The sequence below is a fragment of the Cytobacillus firmus genome, from assembly GCF_023715565.1.
In the GTDB taxonomy this organism is placed as follows: Bacteria; Bacillota; Bacilli; order Bacillales; family Cytobacillaceae; genus Cytobacillus; species Cytobacillus firmus_C.
Genome location: NZ_JAMBOJ010000092.1, coordinates 1 through 12,642 on the forward strand (window position 1 = coordinate 1; position 12,642 = coordinate 12,642).

General features: G+C 42.2%; 12 protein-coding genes. 2 read left to right on the forward strand and 10 right to left on the reverse strand.

Annotation, left to right across the window (positions count from 1 at the left end):
- Positions 1–129: 129 nt before the first annotated feature.
- From murC to M3205_RS23845, 8 genes are all read right to left on the reverse strand, one after another.
- Positions 130–1,425 carry a UDP-N-acetylmuramate--L-alanine ligase gene (murC, locus tag M3205_RS23815; protein ID WP_251172150.1) on the reverse strand — a complete coding sequence of 432 codons (1,296 nt, stop codon included), beginning with the start codon at positions 1,423–1,425 and terminating at the stop codon, positions 130–132.
- 478 nt (positions 1,426–1,903) lie between these two features.
- A complete protein-coding gene (locus M3205_RS23820; protein WP_251172151.1) occupies positions 1,904–3,001 on the reverse strand; it encodes a nicotinate phosphoribosyltransferase in 1,098 nt (365 codons plus the stop codon).
- Positions 2,998–3,129 (reverse strand): hypothetical protein, encoded by a 132-nt coding sequence (locus M3205_RS25720; protein ID WP_285886935.1) that lies wholly within the window; start codon positions 3,127–3,129, stop codon positions 2,998–3,000. The genes M3205_RS23820 and M3205_RS25720 overlap by 4 nt, the downstream gene beginning before the upstream one ends.
- Positions 3,130–3,164: 35 nt before the next feature.
- Positions 3,165–5,990: a DNA translocase FtsK gene (locus tag M3205_RS23825; RefSeq protein WP_251172152.1), complete on the reverse strand. Its 2,826-nt coding sequence runs from the start codon at positions 5,988–5,990 to the stop codon at positions 3,165–3,167.
- Between the two features lie 703 nt (positions 5,991–6,693).
- Positions 6,694–7,494 carry a DUF1444 domain-containing protein gene (locus M3205_RS23830; protein ID WP_095244838.1) on the reverse strand — a complete coding sequence of 267 codons (801 nt, stop codon included), beginning with the start codon at positions 7,492–7,494 and terminating at the stop codon, positions 6,694–6,696.
- Between the two features lie 165 nt (positions 7,495–7,659).
- Complete coding sequence (locus M3205_RS23835) at positions 7,660–7,977, reverse strand: thioredoxin family protein (RefSeq protein WP_251172153.1); 318 nt, start codon at positions 7,975–7,977, stop codon at positions 7,660–7,662.
- Positions 7,974–8,996: a PTS sugar transporter subunit IIC gene (locus M3205_RS23840; protein WP_251172154.1), complete on the reverse strand. Its 1,023-nt coding sequence runs from the start codon at positions 8,994–8,996 to the stop codon at positions 7,974–7,976. Before M3205_RS23840 ends, M3205_RS23835 begins: the two co-directional genes overlap by 4 nt.
- Before the next feature lie 162 nt (positions 8,997–9,158).
- Positions 9,159–9,671, reverse strand: a complete 513-nt coding sequence (locus tag M3205_RS23845; RefSeq protein WP_251172155.1) for a hypothetical protein — start codon at positions 9,669–9,671, stop codon at positions 9,159–9,161.
- A gap of 161 nt (positions 9,672–9,832) precedes the next feature.
- Here M3205_RS23845 and M3205_RS23850 point away from each other — a divergent pair, with 161 nt between their 5' ends.
- On the forward strand, positions 9,833–10,279 hold the full coding sequence (locus M3205_RS23850) for a YtoQ family protein (protein ID WP_251172156.1): 447 nt from the start codon (positions 9,833–9,835) through the stop codon (positions 10,277–10,279).
- An 18-nt stretch (positions 10,280–10,297) separates the two neighbouring features.
- Here M3205_RS23850 and M3205_RS23855 read toward each other — a convergent pair whose 3' ends face one another.
- Both M3205_RS23855 and M3205_RS23860 read right to left on the reverse strand, forming a co-directional pair.
- Entirely contained in the window at positions 10,298–10,810 is a 513-nt protein-coding gene (locus M3205_RS23855) for a DUF84 family protein (protein WP_251172157.1), read from the reverse strand.
- Between the two features lie 55 nt (positions 10,811–10,865).
- A complete protein-coding gene (locus tag M3205_RS23860; protein WP_251172158.1) occupies positions 10,866–11,939 on the reverse strand; it encodes a M42 family metallopeptidase in 1,074 nt (357 codons plus the stop codon).
- 220 nt (positions 11,940–12,159) lie between these two features.
- On the opposite strand from M3205_RS23860, the gene M3205_RS23865 reads away from it, so the two are divergent.
- The gene (locus tag M3205_RS23865; protein WP_251172159.1) at positions 12,160–12,474 is read left to right on the forward strand and encodes a PepSY domain-containing protein; all 315 of its coding nucleotides are present in this window, start codon (positions 12,160–12,162) and stop codon (positions 12,472–12,474) included.
- The last annotated feature ends 168 nt before the right edge of the window (positions 12,475–12,642 follow it).

Below are 12,642 nucleotides of genomic sequence, written 5' to 3' on the forward strand. Positions count from 1 at the left end.
TTAATTGTATCAGAAGTGGTCCTTATTTTTCTCAAAAACAATCAAAGCCGGTGACATTTTACTCGTCGTAAAATGTCACCGGCTTTTTCATTTCAGAGGTGGGTTTTGTCCCAGCCTCTTTTTTATAAATTATATTTGGTTTTCGTATGCCTGCTGGAACTTTTGGATATCTCCTGCACCCATAAAAATAATTACACTTTCTTCATGATTTCTTAGGATAGCTGTTTCTTCCTCATTTAAAATTTGTGCATTAGGAATTTTATCCTTTAAATCATTAATCGTGAGTTTTCCATGGTTTTCCCGGGCGGAGCCAAAAATTTCACATAGATAAACTTTGTCAGCCAGATTGAGGCTTGATGCAAAATCCTCAAGAAATGCCTGAGTCCTCGTAAATGTATGAGGCTGGAAAACAGCGACAACTTCCTTTTCGGGATACTTTTGTCTGGTAGCTTCTACAGTTGCCTTAATTTCTGTCGGATGGTGGGCATAATCATCTATAATAACCTGAGAGCCCACTTTCTTCTCGGAGAATCTTCTTTTCACCCCTTCAAAAGAAAGAAGCTGTTCCTGAACAATCTTTGCATCAATCTCTTCATAATGACATAAAGCGATGACAGCTAAAGAGTTCAGGACGTTATGATCTCCATAGGCAGCAATTGAAAAGGTCTCATAAAAGGTATTGCGTACAAAAACGTCAAATGTTGTCCCTTCAGTAGTCTTAACAACATTGCGTGCCTGGAAATCATTTTCTTCTCCGAAACCGTAAAATACGACAGGCACTTTAGCCTGTATTTTTTGCAGCTGTTCGTCATCACCGCATGCAAAAATGCCCTTATTCACTTGCCAAGACATCTCCTGAAAAGCTGAGAAAACATCTTCAACATTGGCAAAGTAGTCAGGGTGGTCGAAATCGATGTTCGTCATTATTGCATAATCCGGGTAATAGGAAAGGAAGTGTCTTCTGTATTCGCAAGCTTCAAAAACAAAATACTCAGCTTCTTCGTCTCCTTTGCCCGTACCGTCTCCAATAAGGAATGAAGTTGGTTTTGCACCTCTCATAACATGTGCAAGCAAGCCTGTAGTGGATGTTTTTCCATGTGCTCCTGTCACTGCAACGCTTGTGAAATTCTTCATAAAATCACCTAAGAAGCGGTGATAGCGCACAACAGGCAAGCCAAGCTTCATTGCTTCCTCAATCTCTTCATGCGTGTCCGGATATGCATTCCCGGCGATTACCGTCATGCCCGGCTGTATATTTTCCTTTTGAAAGGGAAGGATCTTTATTCCAGATTTTTCAAGTGCCACCTGCGTAAAAAAGTGTTTCTCAAAATCGGAGCCTTGAACCTGATAGTTCATATCATGCAGAACTTGTGCCAATGCACTCATTCCGGACCCCTTTATACCTACGAAATGGTAAATAGTCATATAAAGAACCTCCAACCATCGTATATCTGTAAAACAGTATATGACATATATATAGTTTTGCGCATATCCCCTGAGAAGACATACTTCCGTGACTGTGATGCTATGCTGTTTCGCTGTTATTTATATAAAGTGAAACTTCAATCAGTGGGGGTTTTCCTTATCCCCCCCTGATTGTTAGTTGAACCAATCGGGCCTTTACGGGCAGTTTGACCCCCACTTATCCTCCTTTGATTCCTCTGAGTCTTGAAGTGGGGGTCTTACTGCCCGTTAGACTGCGATAAATTTACACTTTAATGTATTGAAACATTATATCATTAATCGATTTTAAAAACTATGTAACGTATTGCCAGCTCTTTATTCCTAAAACATTACATATAAAAATTGGGTATCAGGAAGGCTCTCTATTCCGGCCTGGAAGCTGTTAAGCTTTACGAAAAAGGGAGTGAACCTTCCATATCAAATTAAAAGTATTGCTCTGTTATTCAACTCTTTCAAGGCGGGGGTTCGGGCGGTAACGGCGTCCTGCCTTTGCTGCGTGCTTGCCGTCTATCATCACATTATCTCCCGTGAATCCAATGTTAATATTAAGAAGACTGCTTCCTACACCATAAGTGTCAACTGGAACACCTTTTTCTTCAAAATCATGGATTCGAGATTCGGTGAAGCCTCCGCTCACCACAATCTTCACATGGCCAAAGCCCTCGTCATCCAGCGCTTTTCTAAGAGCAAAGATCAGTTCAGCATTGACTCCACGCGGATCAAATGTTCCCAGGATATGCTGATTTCTCAAGAAATATTGATCAATCATTGTTCTGGATGTGTCAACCCGGACACCTTTAAGTTCATCGCCGAAAGCTCTGGCGACTTTCAGGGAATCAGTGATTGCATCATTATTATAATCTACCAGAGCAACTAAATCGTCTTCAGGAAACGTCTCCTGATAAGCTTCAGCAGCCGCGACGATATCTCCCTCAAACATTTGAATCAGTGCATGTGGCATTGTACCCATGCCCTTTTTGCCCCACCATTCGTTCATAGCATGTGTTGCCTGGGCTGTTGCTCCCCCAATATAGGCTGCATATCCATCACCTGCCTGGGTGGTATAATGATCATCCCGGTCCCCCATGAAGATGACCTGTTTTTGAACACCCGAAACCCCAGCCGCTTTTACGACATTATAGACATTTGTGGCAACCGAGGTTCTTCTGGCCAATATGCCGTCAATGATTCCTTCGAGATAGCCGAAATCCTGATATCGTCCTGTTATGGTCATTACTGTTTCAAAGGGTGAAATCTTGTCACCATCTTTTAATGAATGAATTTCCAGATCATCCGGACGGTCGGCAAATGTTTTTAACAGCGCAATGACTTCATCCGTACCGCATAGAACGGCATGACTCTTTTGAAAAAACTGCATAGTTACAATTTTATCAACGTGATATTTCTTAACAATCTCTCTGGTCTTTAGAAAGTAAACCGCTGAGAACCAGCCATCTCTTACACGTTCATCAAATTTAAAAGTCTGGTTTGTCAGACGCTTTATTTCTCCCTTAACCTTCATTTCAATCTCTTTCATCCCAAGCTCCTTACAAACATGAAAGAAAGCAGGCTTGCCTGAAGACTTGGCGTTGCAAGGAGCAGGCCGCTAAGCAGGCAGGTCGCCGGCTTATGAATGCTTTCTTCGTTATCGTAGTAGTTATTCATATTATTTTAAACATGCAAGTAAAGAATACCATGGATTAATTTAATGTACTAGTGTCTTGTATGGATTCAAGATCAACCGCAGTAATAAGGACATCCCTCGGTTTACTGCCTTTATTTTCTGAAATGAATCCTTGTTTTTCCATCATATCAATCAGCCTGGCTGCCCTATTATAGCCTATTTTAAATCTTCTTTGCAGACTTGAAGTGGAAGCTGAGCCCTGATCAACAACAAACTCGCATGCTTCAAAAAACAGTTCATCCTCTTCTTCAATGGCTTGGGCTTTCTTCAGAAGCTCTTCCTGCTCAAATAAGTAATCAGGTTCTTGTTCCCTGCGTACATGGGCTACAACATCATCAATTTCTTTGTCTGAAACAAATGTCCCCTGGAGTCTTACCGGCTTTGAGGATCCATTTTCAAGGAAAAGCATATCTCCCCGGCCCAAGAGCTTTTCCGCTCCGCTTATATCGATGATTGTTCTTGAATCAATTTGGGATGACACAGAGAATGCAACCCTTGTTGGCACATTCGCTTTGATTAGTCCGGTAATGACATCTACGGAAGGCCGCTGGGTTGCGATAATCAGATGCATCCCGCATGCACGGGCTTTCTGTGCAATCCGGCAAATGGCTTCTTCCACATCGGCAGGCGCCATCATCATCAGGTCTGCCAGTTCATCAATCACAATGACCATAAATGGAAGCTTCTCTGAATATTGCTTATGCTCTTCAGCCAGCTCATTAAAACGGTTTATATCCCGCACACCTGCATGTGCAAATAATTCATATCTCCGTTCCATTTCCTCTACAGCCCACTTTAGGGCAGCTGTTGCTGCTTTTACATCGGTAATAACCGGGCTGACTAAATGAGGGATTCGATTATATGGTGCAAGTTCGACCATTTTTGGGTCAATCAGGAGAAGCTTTAATTCATCAGGACTCGCCTTATACAAAAGGCTTACCAGGATCGTGTTGATACAGACGCTCTTTCCTGATCCCGTTGCACCGGCAATTAGACCGTGGGGCATTTTCCTTAAATCTGTCACAATCGGCTTTCCTGAGATATCCAATCCAAGCACAGCCGTCAATGGGGAGCTGCCATTCTGGAACTCAGGGGTGTTAATGATTTCACTGATAAATACTGGACGGCTGCTCTGGTTTGGAACCTCAATGCCGATTGTATGCTTTCCGGGAATTGGTGCCTCGATCCTAATATCCCTTGCTGCCAGACTAAGCTTGATATCATCCGAGAGGTTCGTTATTTTATTAACCTTGACCCCTGGCTCAGGCTGCACTTCAAATCTGGTGACAGAAGGTCCCTGCGTAACATTGACAACCCTTGCCCTGACATTGAAGTTCTGCAGGGTGGAGTTTAGCATCTGTTCCTGCTCGTAAAGCCAATCAGATTCTTCATCCATGATTACCGGTGGTGTCAGTAATGTCCGCGACGGGAATTGATAATAAGAAATGTCATCTTCTTCCTGATTTATCTTCTGTTCCGAAGTCGTGTAATCCTCAATTCTTTCTGCTGAAGCAGCAGACTGCTGGATGCTTTCAGATGGAAACATCGCGATATTATTTTTTTTTTCTTCTGCCGGGTTTGATTCTTTCCCCTGATGGTTCAATTTTTTTCTGTCATTGTTCAGCATAATGACATTGAATGGGATTGACCCTCTAGAAGAAGGCTTTTCTTCTTGAACACTTTTTTCCTGCACTGGATTTGATAACTCTTCATTCTCTGATTCTATGTTCATATCCTGGATTAATTGACTCTTCTCTGGGACCTCTTCATCCTCTGGTTCAGTGATCGCATTAGAATTCAAATCATCCCGTCCGGAAAGTGCTGTGTCTTCTGTATATTCTTCTGTGTAAGCTTCTGTTTCTTCTTCTTCATGAAGAGCCTCTTCAATCAAATTTGAGAGCGATCTGCTTACTTCAGGTTTTTCTTCAAACTTAATGCTCTTTTCATGGTTTGAGAACTCATTGCCGGATGGTGTCGAAGAACCGGGATGGCTGTCAGGTTCCAGCGCATCCTCCCATGCTGCATGTGTTTCTACTTCACGGGATTCTTTCTCTTGGTTTTCCTCCTGAACTTCAAACATTAATTCAGAGGATTCACCTATTTTATATTTGTTTGCTGCCGACTCCTCAGCTTCCGGAACAGCAGCCTGTCTCTGCAAAGCTTCCACCTTAGCGGGAAAGATGGTTTCTATTTCTTTTTGCGAATCAGCCGCAGTCATCTTTGGCCGGTTAGGAGGAGTCTGCTGAATTTTGCGCATAACCTCATCGTATGTAATTTCCCTGCGGCTATTTTCCTGTTCCCCGCTCCCGGATTGTTCCTTAGGCGTCTTTGAACCTGGTCTCTTAAACCCATAAATTGGGGATGGAATTTCTGTCGGCTGGAACGGCCTTTTCTTATTGGCAGCATCTCTTTCGTTGCGGGTCAGGATTTTTTCTTCACTTGCAGGTGATGGCGCAGTCTTTTTTTGCCGCTCTCTTTCTGCGGAACGGGGCACCCTTTTTTCATGAAATGGAGAATCTGCTGGTTTTCTCTTCCGCTCCGTTTCTCTTACCCTCGGCTGCCGTTTTTCAGATGTTTCTTTAACCGTCTGCCCGCGTGTATGCTCCTTCTTTTGCTGCCTCTTGTTTTCCCGTGCTGCTTCATGGTCAGGTATGACTGGAAAACGGAATTGGCCTTTAGGATATTGATAAACTACTTTAGCATCTACATCTCTTGAACTTTCTTTTGTACTTTGAGAAGCAGGCTGTTTCTCCTGGTTTCGTTCATCCGCATGATCTTCAAATTCCTCATATTCCTCATCATTATCTTTAAACATATGGAACAGTTTTTTAATCCAGCTCATTTATATCAACTCTTTCTATCAAAAACTTTGTTAGACTATCTCTATTATTTTAGCAGTTATTCACAGATTTTGAATAAGAAATCCGAGAATGAGTCCTTTTAAAGACAGAATGGGTAAATTTACAAACAAACAAAGAGCTACTGACATACTTTCGACTCAGGGTAGGTTCATAATTCATTTGTACAGGCAGCTGACTTTTTCTCAATGGCTCTTTCTAAAGGCTCTTACTAAAGGCTCTTTTCGTATAAATTGTTGTTTTTCGCTTATCAATGTTGTCCGTTGATTGCAGTGAGAGGATGCTCAGCGAACCACGGGATGGCGGTGAGCATCCTCGACGCTGCGCGTCTGTGGGGTCTCACCTGTCCCGCTACTCCCGTAGGACGTTGAATAGGCTACCTTGAGTAAACACCGCACGAAGAGAATGTGAATGCATTTTCGAGGATCTCGCACCTTCCACTACAATCAACTCAGTAAATATAATATAAATAGCAACAAACTTTGCGAAAACAGCCTTCACAATATTATATAGAAATAATTGATTGTTATATATTTCGAAAATACATTATCTCTCCTGGGGGTTTAATCACTTTTTTCATAATGGGTCGGCAAGTTTTCCAAACAACTCAGTAAATAATATGCAATTTGCAAAAAACCTTACGAAAACAGCCAATAAAAAAGACCACATTGATGTGGCCTATAAAAGCTATTTCTTTTTATTCTTACCCAAAATAAATATGGGTTCAAACTCTCCATTTTCGTATAGAAATGAAAGGGAAGTGATGGGCACTCTGCCGCTCGCAAAGAAACTCATAGTCATCTGGGCGAGAACGTCATAGCCTGTTTCATTTTTAATATCAGCAATAATTAATACATCCTGATGCGGAACTGCCACTGCCATGGTTCCTTCTGCTTTCCTGCTCATTTCTTTAATGAACGAATCATTCAGTATCCTGCTTGCATCATATCCATCATTCTTATTTAAGAAATAGAAAGTATTGCCTGCTACAGTATCCGATTTCATATCGGTCGAGAGAGATCTTACATTAAAGAGAGCCGTTTCTTTAATTCTTTCCGGATCCCAGCCCTCTTTTTCCATTAGCTGTGCATCAATAAGGCGATACGTTTTACCTAGGTCAAGAGCATAGTATATTCGGGTTTCAGCAGTATGTTCATCTGTCAGAAAAGGAACACCTTCCTGTGATTCACCCGGAAAAGAAGTTGATCGAATGACTGGAAAAATGTTTTTTTCATGGCCGGATAAATGAGCATCCTCCACCATTGCTTCCAGGCCTTCCTCTACATAATAAACGACTTCGTCAATCGCCTTTTCCTTTTGTTCCTGCCATTTAGCTATAATACCAGGCAAAGAGATGGTAATACCTTTTCCAGTGTCCTTATTTTCTATTCTAAGCTGATCTTTTTCCCTGTCAAAAGAGAAAGTCCGGTTCTCTTTTGCTAAGCGCTGCTCTAATTCATTTTTCATTTTTCTGCTATCCATTTTCATATATAAGCCCCTCCTTTGGGGATTGATTTCCGACTATCATTTTACACTAATAAACCCTCCTGCTCAAAAAAGATGCAGGAGGGCTTATTAGCGGAAGTGTCTTGCCCGCCACTGCAAATTGAGGGGGCATGCACTGAAGCTGACTTTATTAAATAATTTCCAGGCCTAGTTTTCAAGAGTTTTAATGAAGTTCTCGATTTCTTCCTGAGTTTTGCGGTCTTTGCTGACAAAGCGGCCGAGCTCCTTGCCATCCCTGTATCCAATAAAGCTAGGAATGCCAAAGACATCGAGCTCAATGCAAAGATCAATGAATTGATCGCGGTCTACATAAACGAAATTATAGTCACTATATTTTGCTTCAACTTCAGGCAATACCGGTTCAATCACCCGGCAATCAGGACACCAGTCTGCTGAAAACATGAAAATGTGTTTCCCGCTGCTGCGCATCTCGTTAAATTGCTCAATTGATTCTAATTTTTTCATTTCCTTACGCCCCCTGTGCTGATATGCATGTCTCCAAATTGGATCCAGCCTTTTTTCCTCATATATTCAGATAATATCAGGCTGATGAGAGCGGGTCCAATAATATGCAAGATGATGACCTTCATCCAAACGTTCGGGCCAAAGCCCATCGTGGTAAATGTCATAATCTGGCCAACAAGTCCGCTTGTGCCCATTCCCGCCCCTGCAGCATTATTTTCCATTAGCCAGATGGTCGTGCCAAACGGTGCGAGAATCGCTCCTGCGATGGTAGGTGGAATAAGGATGCGCGGGTTTCTAATAATATTGGGCACCTGAAGCATAGATGTTCCAATTCCTATCGCAACTAAACCGCCCATTTTATTTTCCCTGTAGCTGCTCACAGCGAAACCGACCATTTGTGCTGCACAGCCGATTGTGGCAGCTCCTGCTGCAACTCCGTGCAGATCAAGCATAAGCGCAATGGCAGCTGAAGAGATTGGAGCTGTCAGGGCAAGTCCCATTAATACCGCGACAATGATGCCCATGAGAATCGGCCTTTGTTCGGTTCCCCACATGATCAGGCTGCCAAAGCTTTTCATTCCAAAGTCAATTCCAGGGCCAATAAATGTAGAAACAATATAACCTGATGCGATGGTAACAAGCGGTGTTACAATAATATCCACTTTAGTTTCCTTACTGACCAATTTTCCAAGTTCCGTGGAAATAAGGGCTGCAGCGAAGCTCCCTGCCGGGCCTCCGAGCGCCGCCCCGGCAGCCCCGCTTGCAATGGCTGAAAAGACAACCAGCGGGGGAGCATTCAGTCCGTATGCAACTGCCACTCCAATTGCAGGGCCCATCAGCCCCATAGCCAAAATGCCCATATCTTGCAAATATTTAATATCAGTCTGTTCTCCAATTGTCTTAATAATCAGCCCAATGATCAGCGAAGCAAACAAGCCCAGCGCCATACTGCTCAGGGCATCTATGAAATAAACCTTAGCTGAAAGGGTAACCCCTTTACGATTCAGGAAATTCCTCATAATTTTCCTCCTATATAAAAGTTCCGCATTTATAAGATAACATATGTAAAGACACTTGTAATATAAAATCTTCTATATTCTTATTGTTCTTTTAATAGGGGCTTTCTATTATAACAATATAAATAAAGGCAAAATAAAAAACGAAGGGCAGCGCCCCTCGCTTTAGTTATTCATTTGAACAGAATTGGCTATTTCCATCATCGCTGCGGCGTCAGAGGATAAGTTTCTGGTTTTAGCCTGCGTTGATAATTTTACGCCGCCAATCCCGACGACCAATTCATGTTCGTCTTTTTTTCCGCTGTTGATTAATAGGAAGCCATTATGGCCCTTTTTTGTAAACGTCTCTTTAACTTCAAATTCATCTTTCTGCTTTAAAGTAGCATCGTAAACAACCCTGCTGTCCGGACCTTCATGCTGATTGTAAAAAAGGATATATCGTTTCGATCCATTTTTTAGGATGATGTTATTGGGGCTTTCCTCTTCTACTTCATAGCCGAAAGGCAAATAATATTCTATATCTTCAAACTTATGATTTGTCTTTTCAGGTGATTGGTTAAATGCTTCCTCTGCAGCATTCTTTGCGGCGATTTGCTCTTCTTCCAACGATGCTGAACAGGCACTGAGCAGTATAAATGAAATAAATAAGAGCAAGGCTACAGTGAATCTTTTACTCATTCTATTGTCCCCTCCTTGCTGGATTCTCATATCCTTACCTATCATACATTTCTTCTCAATAGTCTGACAACCCTTCATATCAGGATTGGCAGCCTTTTCATTGCGTTACTTCCTAGAAGAAATGTTAAAATATAAGAATATTGCATAAAGGAGGAAAAAGAATGGAAATAACCGTCTATTTAGCAGGCGAAATACATTCCAATTGGCGGAATGAAATAAAGGAAAAATCAAAATTACTACAGCTGCCAGTTCATTTTACAGGTCCCATGGAAAATCATGACCGTTCTGACATGATTGGAGAGGAAATTCTCGGGACGCAGCCGGATGCCATACTTCGGGATGAAGCTGCTTCAGGTATTAATAACTTAAGAACACAGCTTCTAATGCAAAAATCAGATCTGGTTATTGCATTATTTGGTGAGAAGTACAAGCAATGGAACACCGCTATGGATGCAAGCGCAGCTGTCACCCTTGGTAAGCCGCTGATCCTTATCCGTCCAAAGGCACTTCACCATCCTCTAAAAGAGCTTTCAAGCAAAGCAAATGTTACTGTTGAAACTGTAAGCCAGGCAATGAAAGTTTTATCGTACATCTTTGAAATCGAATAGAAGCAGAGGGTTAGCTTGCTAACCCCTTTTTCTATATTCATATTGCCCGATAAGAAGCTTCATGACATGCGAGAACATGGCAGCACGGTCAATCTGCCCACTTGTAAATATCCCAACTGCTCCTTCATTTTTACGGACGTTTGCTTTTTGTGCGTAATCATCCATGATAGGGCCAAGTTCTTCCCCAGCCAATAGCCTTTCTGCAACTGCTACAGGAAGAGGGATCCTGGCTCCGCCTGCAATAATTGGAGGCTGCCCTTTTTCCGCCAGAGCCCCCCAGTTACAGAGAAAAAGACCATATTCTGTTTTTTGCACACCGCCCTCTAACCCAATGCCGATTTGTCCTTCAGATATTTCAAGTGCTCCATAAGCTCTGTTGATGGCCCCTTTAATGGTTTCTTCATCCGAAAACGGCTGATCAGCCACTCCTGATGGCACATCTTCGGACATGATGACAGCTTCATATTCACTAAAGGCAGCCTGTACTGCCGAAATCTTTGCAGGATTTTTTGAACCAATGAGAATTTTCATAAATGCTCCTTTCTTTTGACAGGAAAAAAGAGACAGCTTTTGCTGTCTCGTCTGATTAACTGTTTTGACGGATGGTTTCTACTGTTGAACGGTCACAAGACTTTACAAGTTTAACAAGCAATTCTTTTGCCGCTGCATAATCGTCGACATGCACGATGGATGCATGTGTATGAATATAGCGGGAGCAAATGCCGATTACAGCACTTGGAACACCTTCGTTGGATATATGAACTTTTCCGGCGTCTGTTCCGCCCTGTGAAACGAAATACTGATATGGGATGTTATTCGATTCGGCTGTATCCAGTACAAATTCCCTCATGCCCCGGTGTGTTACCATTGAACGATCCAATATCCGCAGCAAAGCCCCTTTGCCTAAGTGCCCGAACTCGTTTTTGTCCCCGGTCATATCATTGGCAGGGCTTGCATCCAAAGCAAAGAAAATATCAGGATTGATCATATTAGCTGCTGTCTGCGCACCTCTTAAGCCAACCTCTTCCTGAACTGTTGCTCCTGAAAAAAGGATATTAGGAAGAGTTTCATTCTGAACTTGCTCTAAAAGCTCCACAGCCAAGCCGCATCCGTAACGGTTATCCCAGGCTTTCGCCAAAATTTTCTTTTCATTTGCCATTGGTGTGAATGGACAAATCGGCAGAATTTGCTGTCCTGGCCTAATGCCTATTCTTTTGGCATCTTCACGGTCATCCGCCCCAATGTCAATCAGCATATTCTTTATTTCCATCGGTTTTGAGCGCTTGGCTTCGTCTAACAGATGCGGAGGAATGGAACCGATAACTCCTGTGACAGATCCGTGATCTGTTATAATTTGTACTCTTTGTGCAAGCAAAACCTGGCTCCACCAGCCTCCAAGTGGTTGAAAACGGATCATTCCATTATCTGTAATGCTGGTTACCATAAATCCCACTTCATCCATATGTCCTGCTACCATTACAGTCGGACCGCTTTCATCGCCTCTTTTAACTCCAAAGATGCCTCCCAGCTTATCCTGAACAACTTCATCTGTATATTGGCTGATTTGTTCTCGCATGAATTTCCGGACTAAATGCTCGTTTCCAGGTGCCCCCGGCAACTCTGTCAATGTTTTAAAAAGCTGCAAAGTATTTTCGTTCATCTATTCTTCTCCTTTTTCAATCTTTATATTGTCTATTGCAGTTATGTATAATTTTATTTTACAGAACTTTCATACGTCTTTCCACCATTTCAGACAAGAAATTTCGACTGACGAAATGCTATATTAATTTTAGTTCCAGCCTATTTTTGGTAAGATAGATTGGAAAACAGAAAATTTTAATAATAAATTGTTTATATCATCAACATTGGGGGGTGCAAATATGAATTGGAAATCTTTTATTTTAGGTGTAGGAGTTGGTTTGGCAAGCGGATATGCAGCAAGGGAATTGCTTTCGCAGAAAACTTCTGTTTCCCCGGAAAAAGCTTTAGCTAACGCAAAGGATGCATTTAAGCAGGAAGGTCCGATAAGCGGATCATGGATTCAAATGAAAGCTGAACCTTATGAAAAGGGACATTTGAAATATCAGGTTTATAAGGGCGGCATTTCAAGATTTTCCGGTGAGGAAGCTGAGCAGTATGAGTTCATTGCCGATGCGGAGACTGGTACCATTTTGGACGTCTTCCCGCTGCATTAATCGCAAGCAGCCGAGTGATATTAAAAAAATCCCCGAATGGGGATTTCAGACTGTCGACAAACTCGATGAAAATCGTACTTGTCGGGAGTCTTTTTTGATTTAAAATAGAAGTAATACAATGCTTGAGGTGATTAATATGCTTTCTAAACATAATCCAATTCAACGGGA

Excerpts from the sequence above, each read along its gene's own strand:
- M3205_RS23865 (WP_251172159.1), top strand. The coding sequence starts at position 12,160 with ATGAATTGGAAATCTTTTATTTTAGGTGTAGGAGTTGGTTTGGCAAGC.
- M3205_RS23820 (WP_251172151.1), bottom strand. The coding sequence starts at position 3,001 with ATGAAAGAGATTGAAATGAAGGTTAAGGGAGAAATAAAGCGTCTGACA.
- murC (WP_251172150.1), bottom strand. The coding sequence starts at position 1,425 with ATGACTATTTACCATTTCGTAGGTATAAAGGGGTCCGGAATGAGTGCA.
- M3205_RS23835 (WP_251172153.1), bottom strand. The coding sequence starts at position 7,977 with ATGAAAAAATTAGAATCAATTGAGCAATTTAACGAGATGCGCAGCAGC.
- M3205_RS25720 (WP_285886935.1), bottom strand. The coding sequence starts at position 3,129 with ATGAATAACTACTACGATAACGAAGAAAGCATTCATAAGCCGGCGACC.
- M3205_RS23840 (WP_251172154.1), bottom strand. The coding sequence starts at position 8,996 with ATGAGGAATTTCCTGAATCGTAAAGGGGTTACCCTTTCAGCTAAGGTT.
- M3205_RS23860 (WP_251172158.1), bottom strand. The coding sequence starts at position 11,939 with ATGAACGAAAATACTTTGCAGCTTTTTAAAACATTGACAGAGTTGCCG.
- M3205_RS23845 (WP_251172155.1), bottom strand. The coding sequence starts at position 9,671 with ATGAGTAAAAGATTCACTGTAGCCTTGCTCTTATTTATTTCATTTATA.
- M3205_RS23830 (WP_095244838.1), bottom strand. The coding sequence starts at position 7,494 with ATGAAAATGGATAGCAGAAAAATGAAAAATGAATTAGAGCAGCGCTTA.
- M3205_RS23850 (WP_251172156.1), top strand. The coding sequence starts at position 9,833 with ATGGAAATAACCGTCTATTTAGCAGGCGAAATACATTCCAATTGGCGG.
- M3205_RS23825 (WP_251172152.1), bottom strand. The coding sequence starts at position 5,990 with ATGAGCTGGATTAAAAAACTGTTCCATATGTTTAAAGATAATGATGAG.
- M3205_RS23855 (WP_251172157.1), bottom strand. The coding sequence starts at position 10,810 with ATGAAAATTCTCATTGGTTCAAAAAATCCTGCAAAGATTTCGGCAGTA.